13 protein-coding genes are annotated in these 14,342 nt (G+C 66.7%); 11 read left to right on the top strand and 2 right to left on the bottom strand.

Annotated elements, in window-relative coordinates; genetic code table 11:
* Positions 1-104: 104 nt before the first annotated feature.
* Entirely contained in the window at positions 105-2,051 is a 1,947-nt protein-coding gene (locus ATE62_RS15100) for a S9 family peptidase (protein ID WP_058808761.1), read from the bottom strand.
* A gap of 71 nt (positions 2,052-2,122) precedes the next feature.
* Here ATE62_RS15100 and ATE62_RS23365 point away from each other — a divergent pair, with 71 nt between their 5' ends.
* From ATE62_RS23365 to ATE62_RS15050, 11 genes are all read left to right on the top strand, one after another.
* Complete coding sequence (locus ATE62_RS23365; RefSeq protein WP_156420584.1) at positions 2,123-2,341, top strand: hypothetical protein; 219 nt, start codon at positions 2,123-2,125, stop codon at positions 2,339-2,341.
* Positions 2,342-2,463: 122 nt separating this feature from the next.
* Entirely contained in the window at positions 2,464-2,784 is a 321-nt protein-coding gene (locus ATE62_RS15095; RefSeq protein ID WP_231736283.1) for a hypothetical protein, read from the top strand.
* Between the two features lie 59 nt (positions 2,785-2,843).
* Positions 2,844-4,187 carry a TldD/PmbA family protein gene (locus ATE62_RS15090; RefSeq protein ID WP_058808759.1) on the top strand — a complete coding sequence of 448 codons (1,344 nt, stop codon included), beginning with the start codon at positions 2,844-2,846 and terminating at the stop codon, positions 4,185-4,187.
* A gap of 7 nt (positions 4,188-4,194) precedes the next feature.
* Positions 4,195-4,986, top strand: coding sequence for an inositol monophosphatase family protein (locus tag ATE62_RS15085; RefSeq protein WP_058808758.1), 792 nt, complete (start codon positions 4,195-4,197; stop codon positions 4,984-4,986).
* Positions 4,987-5,206: 220 nt separating this feature from the next.
* Positions 5,207-5,575, top strand: coding sequence for a 30S ribosomal protein S13 (gene rpsM, locus ATE62_RS15080; RefSeq protein ID WP_058808757.1), 369 nt, complete (start codon positions 5,207-5,209; stop codon positions 5,573-5,575).
* Positions 5,576-5,689: 114 nt separating this feature from the next.
* Positions 5,690-6,079 carry a 30S ribosomal protein S11 gene (gene rpsK, locus ATE62_RS15075; RefSeq protein WP_003040416.1) on the top strand — a complete coding sequence of 130 codons (390 nt, stop codon included), beginning with the start codon at positions 5,690-5,692 and terminating at the stop codon, positions 6,077-6,079.
* 106 nt (positions 6,080-6,185) lie between these two features.
* Positions 6,186-7,244, top strand: coding sequence for a DNA-directed RNA polymerase subunit alpha (locus ATE62_RS15070; protein ID WP_058808756.1), 1,059 nt, complete (start codon positions 6,186-6,188; stop codon positions 7,242-7,244).
* A gap of 107 nt (positions 7,245-7,351) precedes the next feature.
* Entirely contained in the window at positions 7,352-9,952 is a 2,601-nt protein-coding gene (locus ATE62_RS15065) for a TPR end-of-group domain-containing protein (protein WP_082662840.1), read from the top strand.
* Positions 9,953-10,096: 144 nt separating this feature from the next.
* Positions 10,097-10,519: a 50S ribosomal protein L17 gene (gene rplQ / locus ATE62_RS15060; protein ID WP_058808754.1), complete on the top strand. Its 423-nt coding sequence runs from the start codon at positions 10,097-10,099 to the stop codon at positions 10,517-10,519.
* 272 nt (positions 10,520-10,791) lie between these two features.
* Positions 10,792-11,886, top strand: coding sequence for a Ppx/GppA phosphatase family protein (locus tag ATE62_RS15055; RefSeq protein WP_058808753.1), 1,095 nt, complete (start codon positions 10,792-10,794; stop codon positions 11,884-11,886).
* Positions 11,883-12,596 carry an RlmE family RNA methyltransferase gene (locus ATE62_RS15050; RefSeq protein ID WP_058808752.1) on the top strand — a complete coding sequence of 238 codons (714 nt, stop codon included), beginning with the start codon at positions 11,883-11,885 and terminating at the stop codon, positions 12,594-12,596. The genes ATE62_RS15055 and ATE62_RS15050 overlap by 4 nt, the downstream gene beginning before the upstream one ends.
* A gap of 89 nt (positions 12,597-12,685) precedes the next feature.
* On the opposite strand, the gene ATE62_RS15045 is transcribed toward ATE62_RS15050, so the two are convergent.
* The gene (locus tag ATE62_RS15045) at positions 12,686-14,269 is read right to left on the bottom strand and encodes an ABC-F family ATP-binding cassette domain-containing protein (protein ID WP_058808751.1); all 1,584 of its coding nucleotides are present in this window, start codon (positions 14,267-14,269) and stop codon (positions 12,686-12,688) included.
* Between the last annotated feature and the right edge of the window lie 73 nt (positions 14,270-14,342).

Below are 14,342 nucleotides of genomic sequence, written 5' to 3'. Positions count from 1 at the left end.
TGGAGGGGGCTCGCGGCCTGACGCAACGCCGCGTCAGGACGATAGCCCCCTCCGTCAGCGCTGCGCGCTGCCACCTCCCCACAAGTGGGGAGGATCGATGATCGTCAATTCAGCAGATATTGCTTCCAGAACACCAGCGACGCCCAGAAATTATAGTCGGCATTTTCCTTCTTCGCGAAGCCATGGCCCTCGTTGGTGCCGACGAGGTGCCACGCCGTGCCGCCGTTCGCGCGCACCGCCTTGACGATCTGGTCGGCCTCCGACGCAGGCACGCGCGGGTCGTTGGCGCCGGTGACGATGAACAGCGGCTTCTTGATCTCGGCAACGCGGGTCAGCGGCGAGATTTCGAGCAGCTTGGCGCGCTGCGCCGGATCGCGCTCGTCGCCATATTCGACGCGGCGAAGGTCGCGGCGATAATCCTGCGTATTTTCGAGGAAGGTCACGAAGTTCGAGATCGCGACGACGCAGAGGTTCGCGCGCAGCTTGTCCGAATAATGGATCGCCGCGGCATAGCACATATAGCCGCCATAGCTGCCCCCGGTCAGCGCGAAACGCGCGGGGTCGAGCGCCTTGTCCTTCGCGAAATGGTCGAGGAAGGCGCCCATGTCCTTGACGCTGTCCTCGCGCTTGAACGGCCCGTTGTCGAGGCTGACGAAGGTCTTGCCATAGCCCGTCGAGCCGCGGACGTTGGGATAGAAGACCGCGATGCCCATCTCGTTGATCAGATAGTTGGTGCGCCCCATGAAGCCCGGCCGCGACTGCCCCTCGGGCCCGCCGTGGACGTTCATGATCATCGGGCGCTTGCCGGGGAATTTCGCCGGGTCGGGGCGATAGAGGAAGCCCGACACCTCGAGCCCGTCGAAGCTCTTCACCTTGACCAGCTCGGGCTCGACATTCTTGGTGACGTCGAGGCCGCCGGTCTCGCTTTCGGTCCAGCGCGTGACCTTCAGCGTCTTGGGATCGACGCTATAGGCATCAGCCGCCGCGCGCGCCGAGGTGAAGCTGATCCCGATCTCGCCCCAGGGCGCGATCTCGACCCCGCCGATGATCCCGGGGGGCAGCGCCTCGACCGTGCGCACCGCGCCGGTCTTCGGGTCGAGCAGGCGCAGCTTCGACATGCCCGCCTCGTTCACCGTATAGGCGATGAAGCTGCCGTCGTCGGCGACGTCGAAGCCGCCGACTTCCCATTTCTCCGCCGGGCCCTTCGGCGTGAACGCCCCCGTCGCGGGGTCGAGCGTGCCGAGCCGTTCGAACTCGGCGCCCTCGTCGCTGGTGATCCAGATCGTGCCGTCGGGCGCGAACTGGCCGCCACCCCGCGACACCGACTGCGCATGGTCGCCGATCGGGGTCATCGCGCCCGTCTTGAGATCAAGGCGGAAGAAGTCCGATTTCTGCACCGACGTATATTTGCCGACCAGCGCCCAGCTCTTGTCGGGCGCGAAGTCGAGCAGGCCCCAACCGCCGCCCTCGACCTGCGCCGCCAGCCGGTCCGATTTGGGATTGCGCGGGTCGATCAGATAGATGTCGCTGTCGCGCCCGTTGCGGCGCGTCGAGGTGTAAGCGACGAGCTGGCCGTCCTTGCTCCACGCGTTGAGCCCGTTGCGGCTCTTGCCGTCGGTGAGCAGCTCGAGCCGCCCGTCCTTCATCGCATAGATCTGATAGAATTCATTGCCGCCGATGTCCTTCTGCACCAGCATCAGGTCGCCGGTCTTCGGCGACCAGGCGGCACCGCCGACGGGTTCGGCCTCGAAGGTCAGCTGCTTGCGGTCGCCCATCGGCACCGCGACGCGGTGAATCTGGTTGGTGTTGCCGAAGCGCGTCGAGATCAGCATCGACTTGTCAACCGGGTTCCAGCCGACGAAGCCTGCGCCGCGATTTTCCATATAGGGCCGCGTCGCCGCCGCGAGTTCGGCGGGCACGTCGGGCATGCCGTCGGCAACCAGTGCCGCCGGCTTGGGTGCCACGTCGGCGCCGGCGGGCTTCGCCGCCTCCTGCGCGAGCGCGGGCGCGAGCGGCAGCGCAAGCGCGGCCAGAAGGGCAAGATAACGCATCGATGATTTCCCCTGTGTTTTCGAACTGATCCGAACGGACAGGATCTAGACGCTATCAGGCGTTCGCCCGGATGCAAGGTTTCGACGGAAACCAGTCGTCGGTCGACGAAGCGCGCCGCCGCCGCCGAGTCGCGAGCGCAAGCATGTCGAAGGCCTTTTCAGGCCAGTTTCGCTGCCAAAATGGCGGCATGCCCGCCTCCCATCGCGAAATCGTTGCGAATCCGGGGCGAATCGAAGGCAAATTTAACGAATCACGGGCACCTTGTCTTGACTCGGTCATTTATGGCTGAAAACGTGTCGTTTCTGGGAATCGCCGGCCGGGGAGGCTGAAAAAATGGCATCGACATTCGGACCGCGCCTGTTCAGGCGCTCGACCCGCAGTGTGCCCACGGCACGCCATTTGGGCCGCCGAATGACCTTCCACGCCGCCGCCGCGCTCCTCGTTTTCGCCGTGCTGCAGATCTGGCTCGTGTCGAGCGCGATCGCCGCGGGCGCGCCGACCGCGCTCACCTTTATTGCGCTCGCGCTACTGCTCGCGCTCGCGGTGCCGATCGCGCGGACCACCGAACGCCGCTGGTATCATCTGAGCCGCCAGGCGCTCGCCAGCTGGGGGCTGCACGCGCGCTTCCGCCGCGACGTCCGCCGCCTGTGGGTCGCCGCGCTCGCGCTGCCCTTCGTCTGGGTCAGCGGCGCGATGGCCGCGACCACCGGCCTCTCGGTCATCGGCGGCTGAGCGCCCCGCCCCACCGATAAGATTTTGACGGCAAAGCGCGCGCGCCCTAAGGCGCGGCCATGCTGACCGTAGCCGAAGCCCTCGACCGTGCGCAGATGCTGTGCGACGCCGCCACCAAGGCGGGCGCCGACGCCGCCGACGCGCTCTATTATTGCAACGCCGCGACCTCGGTCTCGATGCGCCTCGGCGCATTGGAGGATGTCGAGAGCTCCGAAGGGCAGGACATCGCGCTCCGCGTCTTCGTCGGCCAGCGCAGCGCGAGCGTGTCGACCGCCGACATGGACGCCGGCGAACTGGCGAAGCTGGTCGAAAGGTGCGTCGCGATGGCACGCGAGGCGCCCGAGGATATCTACGCCGGCCTCGCCCCCGAAGAGCTCCTTTATAAGGGCCCGATCCCCGACCTCGACCTCGACGACGCGAGCGAGGCTGACCCGCAGGCGCTGCGCGCCGCCGCGCGCGCGGTCGAGGAGGCCGCGCGCGCGGTCGCCGGGGTGACCAACAGCGAGGGCGGCACCGCAAGCCACAGCCGCACGCGCATCGCGCTCGCGACCAGCCACGGCTTCGCGGGCGGTTACGGCGCGAGCGGGCACAGCCTCTCGGCGAGCGTCATCGCCGGCGAAGGCGCGAGCATGCAGCGCGACTATGGCTGGCACAGCGCGCATTACCTCGCCGACCTCGAAGGCGTCGCGGACATCGGCACGCGCGCGGGCACCCGCGCGGTCGCGCGGCTCAATCCCGGCAAGGCGCCGACGGGCAAACTCCCCGTCGTCTTCGACCCGCGCGTCTCTAACAGTCTCGTCAGCCACCTGCTCGGCGCGATCAGCGGTCCGGCGATCGCGCGCGGCACCAGCTTCCTGCTCGGCAAGGAGGAGCAGGTCCTCTTCGACAGCGCGATTATCATCCGCGACGAGCCGCACCGGCCGCGTGGGCTGCGCAGCCGCGCCTTCGACGGCGAGGGCCTGCCGACCGCGGCGCGCGACCTCGTCGCCGCGGGCAAGCTCACGGGCTGGCTGCTCGACACCGCCTCGGCCAAGCAGCTCGGCCTCACCCCCACCGGCCACGCCAGCCGCGGCGGCGGCGCATCGGGGGTTGCCGTGAGCAACGTCCATCTCGCCGCAGGCAGCGTCACCCCGGCCGCGCTGATGGAGGGGGTCGCCGAGGGGATCTATGTCACCGAGCTGATCGGCCAGGGGGTCAACCCGGTCACCGGCGATTACAGCCGCGGCGCGTCGGGCTTCGCGATCCGGAACGGCGAGCTCGCCGAACCGATCGCCGAATTCACCATCGCCGGCAATCTGATCGACATGTTCGCCGCGCTCATCCCCGCCGACGACCTCGCCTTCCGCCACGCGACCAACGTTCCCACGCTGCGCATCGACGGCATGACCGTCGCCTCGAGCTGAGAACGCCATGCCGGGTCGCAACCTCGAAGCCGTGATCGCCGCCACCCGCGAGGTCGGCGACATGGCGATTGCGCGCTGGCGCGGCGAGGGCCGGCCGGTCGACGTCTGGCACAAGTCGCACGACAATCCGGTCAGCGACGTCGACCTCGCGGTCGATGCGCGGCTTAAAGCCGTGCTCGGCGCAATGGTGCCCGAGGCGGGCTGGCTGTCGGAGGAGACCGCCGACAACGAGGACCGCCTGGCGTGCCGCGCGATGTGGTGCGTCGACCCGATCGACGGCACGCGCGACTTCATCCGCGGCCGCCCCGGCTGGTGCGTGTCGGTCGCCTTGGTCGTCGACGGCGCGCCCGAGCTCGGCGTGCTCTATGCCCCCGCGCTCGACGAATTGTGGGTCGCCGAAAAGGGCAAGGGCGCGACCTTGAACGGCGAAGCGCTGCGCGCCAGCCGCCGGATGATCTTCGACGGCTCGCGCGTTCCCGCCGACAGCCTGCCCAAGATCGACCGCGACCTGATCATGGTGACCAAGCCGAACAGCATCGCGCTCCGCATGGCGCTGGTCGCCGACGACCGCGCCGACCTGGTCGCGACCCTGCGCTGGGGTTTCGAATGGGACGTCGCCGCCGCCGCGCTGATCGCGGCCGAGGCGGGAGCGGCGGTTTCGGACGCCTTCGGCGAGCCGCTGCGCTTCAACACCCCGCGCGCGCAGGCCTTCGGCGTCATCGCCTGCGCCCCCGGAATCCACCGGGCCGTCGTCGCGCGCTTGCACGATCGCGCGGTTGCGCTTACGTCCAAGGAATAGCGGGGCTCACGCCATCGTTTCCGCGTCGCGGAAACCCCATCATCGCGCCGCAGTTCGCTTGACAATTCAGGCGACTCACCTTACTTGCGCCTTCCATTCCGACAGCCTGACCGGACGGCGAAGCGCAGCTGCGCATTCGTGGTCCGTTTTTTGCGTTGGAAATCAGACGCTTTGAGATGGGGCCGTTGCCAGCGACCCTGTGGAGCAGGAGAAAGTATCCATGGCACGTATCGCGGGCGTCAACCTGCCCACCAACAAGCGCGTGATCATCGCGCTCACCTATATCCACGGCATCGGCCGCAAGACCGCCGTCGACATCGCCGACAAGCTGGGCATCGACCACACGCGCCGCGTGCAGGACCTGTCGGACGCCGAAGTCCTGCAGATCCGCGAAACGCTCGACGCCGACCACACGGTCGAGGGTGACCTTCGCCGCACCACGGCGATGAACATCAAGCGCCTGATGGACCTCGCCTGCTATCGCGGCCTGCGTCATCGCAAGGGCCTGCCGGTCCGCGGCCAGCGCACGCACACCAATGCGCGCACCCGCAAGGGCAAGGCCAAGCCGATCGCCGGCAAGAAGAAGTAAGGTCGAGCGCGCCTGCACCCTTTCCAAGAGGGCGGCGCGCTTCCTTGCTTTCCCTGCCGGGGCAGCGGCCTCCAGCCCGCCACCGGCCATTCAGGATTAGGTTAGGATTATATCATGGCTCGTGAACCGCAGCGTCTTCGTCGGCGCGAACGCAAGAACATCTCGTCGGGCGTCGCCCACGTCAACGCCACCTTCAACAACACGATGATCACCATCACCGACGCGCAGGGCAATGCGATTGCCTGGTCGAGCGCCGGCATGATGGGCTTCAAGGGCAGCCGCAAGTCGACCCCGTACGCCGCCCAGGTGTGCGCCGAAGACGCCGGCAAGAAGGCCGCCGAACATGGCGTCCGCACCCTCGAAGTCGAAGTCAAGGGCCCGGGTGCGGGCCGCGAATCGGCGCTCCGCGCGCTGCAGGCGGTCGGTTTCCACATCACCTCGATCCGCGATGTGACCCCGATCCCGCACAATGGCGTCCGCCCGGCCAAGCGCCGCCGCGTCTGACGCCTGCTTCGGATGCGCCCCGGTCGGGGCCGCATCCGCCACCTCCTAACGCCGGACCGGTCGGTTTCCGCCCCCGCCCTGTCCCGCCAAAAGCAAAGGGAAGTCCATGACTGTCAATATCCGGAACTGGCAGGAATTGAAGAAGCCCAGCAACCTGGAAATCAAGGCCGGCAGCGACGGCAAGCGCAAGGCGACCTTCGTCGCCGAGCCGCTTGAGCGCGGTTTCGGCCTGACGCTCGGCAACGCGCTGCGCCGCGTTTTGCTCTCGTCGCTCCAGGGTGCGGCTATCACGTCGATCAAGATCGAGAACGTCCTGCACGAATTCTCGAGCCTGGCCGGCGTGCGCGAGGACGTCACCGACATCGTCCTCAACGTGAAGCAGATCGCGCTCAAGATGGAAGGCGAAGGCCCGAAGCGGCTCCAGCTTTCGGCGACCGGTCCCGCGACCGTCAAGGCCGGCGACATCATGGTGTCGGGCGACATCAAGGTGATGAACCCGAACCATGTCATCTGCCACCTCGACGATGGCGCGACGCTCAACATGGAACTCGTCGCCGACACCGGCAAGGGCTATGTCCCCGCGACCGCCAACCGCCCGGCCGACGCGCCGATCGGCCTGATCCCGGTCGACTCGCTCTTCTCGCCCGTGCGCCAGGTCGCCTACAAGGTCGACAATGCCCGCATCGGCCAGGAACTGGACTATGACAAGCTGTCGCTGACCGTCGACACCGACGGCACCGTGACCCCGGAAGACGCCGTCGCTTACGCCGCGCGCATCCTCCAGGACCAGCTGCAGGTCTTCGTCCACTTCGAAGAAGCGATGAACGACAGCGGCATGATCGGCATGGCGGCCTCGCCCACCACCGCCGACGAGAGCGACGTCAACCAGCTCAACCGCTTCCTCCTGAAGAAGGTCGACGAGCTCGAGCTGTCGGTCCGTTCGGCCAACTGCCTGAAGAACGACAATATCATCTATATCGGTGACCTCGTTCAGAAGACCGAAGCCGAAATGCTGCGCACGCCGAACTTCGGCCGCAAGTCCTTGAACGAAATCAAGGAAGTGCTGTCGTCGATGGGCCTGCGCCTGGGCATGGACATCCCCGGCTGGCCGCCGGAGAATATCGAGGAAATGGCCAAGAAGCTCGAACAGGAGCTGTTGGGCTGATAGCGCTGCTATCCCGATATTTTTTCGATTGGCAAAAGAGCCGCCCTCGGGCGGCTCTTTTCATTTGTGCGCGCAGCGAATAGCTTCCGGGAAAGGGGAGGTATTTGATGCCATTGAAAGAAGCGAGCATTCTTCAGGTCGCCGAGCTGGTGCGCGGTGCCCATGTCGGCGGCGTCAAGGCCTGCGTGCTGGTCGGCGCCGGCGTCTCCAAGACGGCGGGCATCGGGCTTGCGGGCGATTTCGTCGAAAGAATCCGGAAGGGCTATCCCCAAAGCTACGCCAAAGCTTGCGAGGCGGCCGAAACCCCGGGCAATCCCGGCTACGCCGAGTGCATGGCGGCGCTTCCCACCGCCTTGCAGGTGCAGTTGGTCCGCGAGGACATCGACCGGGCGCGGATCAACTGGGCACATATCGGCATCGCACGCCTCGAGGCCGCAGGGGTGATCGATACGATCCTGACCCCCAATTTCGATCCCCTCGCCTCGCGCGCCTGCGCGATGTTCAACCGTTTTCCGGCGATCTACGATCTGGCCGGGCTGCGCGACGATGCGAACAACCAGATCAATTTCGACCGGTCCTTCGTCAAGGGATCGGCGATCTTCCACCTGCACGGTCAGCATACCGGCTTCCTGTTGCTGAACACCGCCGACAAATTGCAGCAGCAGGCCGATCGCATCCGGCCGGTGCTCGACGCGGCGATGAAGGGAAAGCCGATCATCATCGCCGGCTATAGCGGCGAGTGCGACCCGCTGGTGGATCGGATCGCCGAGTTGGCGCCGTTTAACCACGGGCTGTTCTGGGTCTGTCACGACGACCGCGACCCGGCCGCCAATGTGTGCGAAAAATTGCTGGAGAAGGAAAATTGCTGGGTCGTCCGCAACGCCCCCGGCGATCCGTTTTTTATCGAACTGGCCAATGCTCTTGAAGTCCCGGCACCGCAATGCCTCGCCGATCCCTTTGGCCATATGAAGGACGTTCTGGGGGCGATAGCGCCCTTTGATAGCGACGGAAACAGCCCGAACGACCTGTTGCTGACGCAAGCGCAGCAGCGATTGGAGCAGGCGGCCGAGCGTTTTCCGGAAAGGTCGCAGATTACACAATTGATGGCGGACGGACGATATCAGGACGTGTTGGATATATTTGGCACAACAGCAAGTCCCGACGAAGCGGACCGCGACCTTGCCGCATGGGCCGCGACAGAATTGGGCAACGTACTGTCGGACCAAGCTGAACGCAAATCGGGCGAGGAGGGCGACGCGCTCTTCGCTGAGGCCTATGCGAAATATGCCACCGCGCTCGCGATCAAGCCCGACATGCATGAAGCGCTGTACAATTGGGGTGTCGCGCTGTTGGAGCAGGCGGAACGCAAACCGGGTGAGCAAGGCGACGCGCTCTTCGCTGAGGCCTATGCGAAATATGACGCCGCGCTCGCGATCAAACCCGACAAGCATGAAGCGCTGAACAATTGGGGCACCGCGCTGTTGGAGCAGGCGAAACGCAAACCGGGCGAGGAAGGCGACGCGCTCTTCGCTGAGGCCTATGCGAAATATGACGCCGCGCTCGCGATCAAACCCGACAAGCATGAAGCGCTGTTCAATTGGGGTGTCACGCTGTCGGATCAAGCGGAACGCAAACCGGGTGAGCAAGGCGACGCGCTCTTCGCTGAGGCCTATGCGAAATATGACGCCGCGCTCGCGATCAAACCCGACAAGCATGAAGCGCTGTTCAATTGGGGTAACGCGCTGTCGGATCAGGCGAAACGCAAACCGGGCGGGGAAGGCGACGCGCTCTTCGCTGAGGCCTATGCGAAATATAACGCCGCGCTCGCGATCAAGCCCGACAAGCATGAAGCGCTGCATAATTGGGGTGTCACGCTGTCGGATCAGGCGGAACGCACGCCGGGCGAGGAAGGCGACGCGCTCTTCGCTGAGGCCTATGCGAAATATGCCGCCGCGCTCGCGATCAAGCCCGACAAGCATGAAGCGCTGCACAATTGGGGTGTCACGCTGTCGGAGCAGGCGGAACGCACGCCGGGCGAGGAAGGCGACGCGCTCTTCGCTGAGGCCTATGCGAAATATGCCGCCGCGCTCGCGATCAAGCCCGACATGCATGAAGCGCTGTTCAATTGGGGTACAGCGCTGTCGGATCAGGCGGAACGCACGCCGGGCGAGGAAGGCGACGCGCTCTTCGCTGAGGCCTATATGAAATATGCCGCCGCGCTCGCGATCAAGCCCGACAAGCATGAAGCGCTGAACAATTGGGGTATAGCGCTGTCGGAGCAGGCGGAACGCACGCCGGGCGAGGAAGGCGACGTTCTCTTCGCTGAGGCCTATGCGAAATATGCCGACGCGTTTGCAATCAAGCCCGACATGCATGAAGCGCTGAACAATTGGGGTGTCGCGCTGATGGAACAGGCGAAACGCAAATCGGGCAAGGAAGCGGCAGCCTTGTTCGACGGAGCGGAAAGCAAGTTTATGCAAGCCGAGACCATCCTGCCCGGATCAGCCGCCTATAATCTGGCCTGCCTATCGGCCTTACAAGGTCAGGCGGCGGAGGCGGCGAACTGGTTGCGTAAATCCCAGCGCACAGCTTTGGACTTCCCGTCCTGCGACCACATCACCACCGACACCGACTTCGATGCGATTCGCGACACCCCCGAATTTCAGGCGGCGCTCGCCGATGTCGGCTGTGCGCCGCCGCCAGCTTGACTCTCCGCCCGTTTTCGCTAAAGGCACCCGCGAAGAAAACGGGGCCACGCGCCCCGCTTTTCGTTTCAGGGTTTGGGCTCACCCGTAAACGGGCCTGGCTTGGGGTACCTTGTACGGCCCCTCTGACAAACGAAGGAATGGATTATGCGTCATAAATCGGGTGGCCGGAAGCTGCAGCGCACCAGCGCGCATCGTACCGCGATGTTCCGCAACATGTCGGCCTCGCTCATCAAGCATGAGCAGATCATGACCACCGTCGCCAAGGCGAAGGAACTGCGTCCCTATGTCGAAAAGCTGGTCACGCTCGCCAAGCGCGGCGGCCTTGCCAATCGCCGCCTCGCGCAGAGCCGCCTGCTCGACGAAACCCAGCTGAAGAAGCTCTTCGACACGATCGCCGAGCGCTACAAGGATCGCAACGGCGGCTACACCCGCGTGATCAAGGCCGGCATCCGCGCCTCGGACGCCGCCCCGATGGCGATCATCGAATTCGTCGATCGCGACGTCGACGCCAAGGGCCAGGATTCGGGCCCCGTCGAGCAGTATGACGACGAGATGGAAGCCGCGTAAACTCGGACTTTCGATCGAACAAAAAAGGGACCGGAAGCGCGTGCTTCCGGTCCCTTTTTTGTTTTCCAGAGTTCCCGTGGCGACTTTCGGGCGGACGTTGACGGAGTCGACACCCCATCGCTTTTGCGGGGGGCCGGGGATCGCATGGGAGCAGCTCGCCATCCCGACCCTGCCACCCGCCCCCGGGGTTGCCATTACCCCCCCGCGCGCCTAGGCTTGCCCCCAAGTGCACGTCCGGTCTTCGGGCGCGTGAGAAACAGGTAAGAATAGCCATGCGGCAAATGGCAGCGCCCCAGGGGCGGTCGCCGCGGCCCGGGGCGGCAGCGGCGCAGAATCGGAAACCGGCCGGCGGTCATGACCGGCCCGCACCCTTTACGCGGCCCAAAAGCTATGCCGCGATCGACCTTGGCACCAACAATTGCCGGCTGCTGATCGCGCGGCCGCAGGACGGCGAACTGGTCGTCATCGACGCTTTTTCGCGCATCGTCCGGCTGGGCGAGGGGCTGCACGGCAGCGGCCGGATCAGCGAGGCGGCGATGGACCGCGCGGTCGCAGCGCTGTCGATCTGCGCCGACAAATTGCGCCGCCGCCACGTCAGCCTATCACGCGCGGTCGCGACCGAAGCGTGCCGCCGCGCCGCCAACGGGCACGAACTGGCCGACCGGGTGAAGCGCGAAACAGGGATCGTGCTCGACATCATCTCGCCCGCCGAGGAAGCCCGGCTGGCGGTGCTCGGCTGCCACAATCTGATGGAGCCCGGCGACGGCCCGGCGCTGATCTTCGACATCGGCGGCGGCTCGACCGAGCTGATGCACGTCGAGGGCAGCGGCAACGACGTCGCGATCCGCGACTGGGTGAGCGTGCCGTGGGGCGTGGTGTCACTGACCGAACATGCCTCGTCCACCGGCGCAACCATGGCCGAGCGCCAGGCGAGCTATCAGCATATGCGCGAGACGACGCGCGAGGCCTTTGCCGCCTTTGCCGCGCGCGCCGAGCGCCATGCGGGGCAGCCGCTACGCCTGCTGGGCACCAGCGGCACGGTAACGACGCTGGCCAGCGTCTTCCTCGACCTGCCGCGCTACGACCGGCGCGCGGTCGACGGGCTGGTCGTCCCCTGCGACGCGATGCGCGACATCAGCCGCCGCCTGGCCGAGGCGAGCATCGCCGACCGCGCCGAGATCGGCTGCATCGGGCGCGAGCGCGCCGATCTGGTCGTCGCGGGTTGCGCGATCCTGGAAAGCATCATCGACCTGTGGCCCGCCGCGCGCGTCGGGGTCGCCGACCGCGGCATCCGCGAAGGCATCCTCCGCACGCTGGCGATGCAGGGGCGCGACATTCCGGTGACGCGGCGCGAGTATCGCAAATGAGCCAGGGTAAGGGCGGCACCAAGGGCGGCGGCCGGGGCAGCCGCGGCGGGCTGCACGTCCGCGTCAAGACCGCGAAGAAGCGCACGACATCGTCGACGCGCTGGCTGGCGCGTCAACTCAACGACCCCTATGTCCGCCGCGCGCAGGCCGAGGGCTATCGTTCGCGCGCCGCGTACAAGCTGATCGAGCTCGACGAGAAATTCGCCTTCGTCAAAAAGGCGCGCGCGGTGGTCGACCTGGGCATCGCCCCGGGCGGCTGGTCGCAGGTCGTGCGCAAGACCAACCCGCGCGCGAAGATCGCGGGGATCGACCTGCTCGAATGCGAGCCGATCGAGGGGGTCGAGATCCTGCAGATGGATTTCATGGACGATGCCGCGCCGGGCGCGCTGATGGAGGCGCTGGGCACCGCCCCCGACCTCGTCATGTCGGACATGGCGGCGAACACCGTCGGCCATCCGCAGACCGACCATTTGCGTACCATTGGCCTTGCCGAGACCGCCGCCGATTTCGCGGTGCGCACCCTGCTGCCCGGCGGCACCTTCGTCACCAAGGTCTTCGCGGGCGGCGCCGACCACAGCCTGCTGACCCTGCTCAAGCGGAATTTCGCGACCGTGAAGCACGCCAAGCCGCCGTCGAGCCGCAAGGGATCGCCCGAATTGTTCGTGGTCGCGCAAGGCTTCAAGGGGCGGAAGGACGCAGCGGAGGATTAGGTCGGCGGCAGGACGAATACGGACGGTCCCAGCCCCCTCCTGATTCAGAGGAGGGGTTCGATATCCAAAACCCACCCCGAAGCCGCCAATCAGCCACCGCCAAGCTCCACCCGCCGCTCCACCCCGATCGCTTCCAGAAACGCCGCATCGTGACTCACCACCAGCAGGGCCCCGTCATAGCCGCGCAGCCCCGCCTCGACCGCCTCCAGCGAGTCGATGTCGAGATGGTTGGTCGGCTCGTCGAGGATCAGCAGCAGCGGCGGTTTCGGCGCGCCCAGGGTGCACGCCAACCCGGCGCGCAGCATCTGCCCCCCGCTCAGCGTGCCGACCAGCTGCAACGCCGCGTCGGCGCGGAAACGGAAGCGCGCGAGCGCCGCGCGGCATTCATTCTCGCCCGTTTCGGGATGCAGGCGGCGGAAATTGTCGCGGATCGACAGCGCGGGATCGAGCAACGACACCGTCTGGTCGAGCATCGCATGCTCGGGCACGACGCGCACCCGTCCCGCCCAGGGCACCAGCCGCCCGGTGAGCAATGCGAGCAGGGTCGACTTGCCCGACCCGTTGGGTCCGGTGACCGCGACCCGCTCGGGCCCGGTCACCGTGAAGCTCAGCCCATCGACAACCGGTATCCCGGGCGCATATCCCGCCGACACCTCCTCGACTTCGACCACCGTCCGGTTCGCCGCGAGCCCGCTCGGCGCGATCTCGACGGTCAGCGGCTGCAGGACCTCGACCTTCGCGCGCGCCGCCACGAGCGTCTCGCCGGCCTCGGCGCGCTTGCGCTCCGCCAGCCGCGCCCCCGCGCCCGCCGTCTCTTCGGCGCGGCGCTTGAGCGCGCCGATCAGGATGCGCGGCATGTCGCCCTTCGCGGCCTTCTTGCGCCCGCCCTTGTCCTTGCGCGCCTGCCGCTCGCTCGCGCCCTGGATCTCGCGCGCGACCTGCGCCGAATGCCGCTCGGCGTCGGCGAGCCCCTGCTCGGCCTGCGCAAGCTCGGCATCCTTGCGCGCGCGATAGGCGCTCCAGTTCCCGCCGTAGCGCGCGGCGCCGAGCGAGCTCAGCTCGACGATCGCGTCCATTTCCTCGAGCAGTTCGCGATCGTGGCTGACCACGATCATCCCGCCGCGCCAGTCGCGCACGAGGTCGCGCACCGCCTCGCGCCCCTCGCGGTCGAGATTGTTCGTCGGCTCGTCGAGCAGCAGGAAGTCGGGCTCGGCGAGGATCGCCGCAGCGAGCGCCGCGCGCGTCCGCTGCCCGCCCGACAGCCCGGCGAGCAAAGTCTCGGGCGTCGCATCGAGCCCGACGCGGCCGAGTGCGGTTTCGATCCGGCTTTCGAGCGTCCAGTCGGCCTCGGCGAGTTCGTCGACCGTTGCGGTCCCGGTTTCGGCGCGCGCGAGCAGCGCCAGCGCATCGGCCACCCCGAACAGATCGGCGATCGTCTCGCCCACGCCGGGCCGGACGCTCTGGCGCAGCACCGCGAACGTGCCCGACACCGAAACGCTCCCCGCCTGCGGTTCGATCTCGCCCGCAATCAGGCGCAGCAAGCTCGTCTTGCCGACCCCGTTGCGGCCGACGAGCCCCGTCCGCTCGGCAGCGAAGCCGAGGTCGAGGCCGGTGAACAGCGGCTGCGCGTCAGGCGTGGTGTAGTGAAGATTCGCGAAGGTAATCGAGGGCATGGAAATCATCCTGCAAGGCAAGGCTCTGGGGCGATGGCTTGGCGATGAAATCCATGACGGCTACCTATTCCTG

This window comes from Sphingopyxis sp. HIX (assembly GCF_001468285.1).
Classification (GTDB): domain Bacteria; phylum Pseudomonadota; class Alphaproteobacteria; order Sphingomonadales; family Sphingomonadaceae; genus Sphingopyxis.
This window is presented reverse-complemented; position numbering and strand designations above follow the sequence as displayed.

What these genes read in the sequence shown, in the direction of transcription:
- ATE62_RS15050 (WP_058808752.1), top strand. Translation starts at nt 11,883, where the DNA reads ATGAGCCAGGGTAAGGGCGGCACCAAGGGCGGCGGCCGGGGCAGCCGC.
- rplQ (WP_058808754.1), top strand. Translation starts at nt 10,097, where the DNA reads ATGCGTCATAAATCGGGTGGCCGGAAGCTGCAGCGCACCAGCGCGCAT.
- ATE62_RS15095 (WP_231736283.1), top strand. Translation starts at nt 2,464, where the DNA reads ATGACCTTCCACGCCGCCGCCGCGCTCCTCGTTTTCGCCGTGCTGCAG.
- ATE62_RS23365 (WP_156420584.1), top strand. Translation starts at nt 2,123, where the DNA reads ATGCAAGGTTTCGACGGAAACCAGTCGTCGGTCGACGAAGCGCGCCGC.
- rpsK (WP_003040416.1), top strand. Translation starts at nt 5,690, where the DNA reads ATGGCTCGTGAACCGCAGCGTCTTCGTCGGCGCGAACGCAAGAACATC.
- rpsM (WP_058808757.1), top strand. Translation starts at nt 5,207, where the DNA reads ATGGCACGTATCGCGGGCGTCAACCTGCCCACCAACAAGCGCGTGATC.
- ATE62_RS15070 (WP_058808756.1), top strand. Translation starts at nt 6,186, where the DNA reads ATGACTGTCAATATCCGGAACTGGCAGGAATTGAAGAAGCCCAGCAAC.
- ATE62_RS15085 (WP_058808758.1), top strand. Translation starts at nt 4,195, where the DNA reads ATGCCGGGTCGCAACCTCGAAGCCGTGATCGCCGCCACCCGCGAGGTC.
- ATE62_RS15065 (WP_082662840.1), top strand. Translation starts at nt 7,352, where the DNA reads ATGCCATTGAAAGAAGCGAGCATTCTTCAGGTCGCCGAGCTGGTGCGC.
- ATE62_RS15055 (WP_058808753.1), top strand. Translation starts at nt 10,792, where the DNA reads ATGCGGCAAATGGCAGCGCCCCAGGGGCGGTCGCCGCGGCCCGGGGCG.
- ATE62_RS15090 (WP_058808759.1), top strand. Translation starts at nt 2,844, where the DNA reads ATGCTGACCGTAGCCGAAGCCCTCGACCGTGCGCAGATGCTGTGCGAC.
- ATE62_RS15100 (WP_058808761.1), bottom strand. Translation starts at nt 2,051, where the DNA reads ATGCGTTATCTTGCCCTTCTGGCCGCGCTTGCGCTGCCGCTCGCGCCC.
- ATE62_RS15045 (WP_058808751.1), bottom strand. Translation starts at nt 14,269, where the DNA reads ATGCCCTCGATTACCTTCGCGAATCTTCACTACACCACGCCTGACGCG.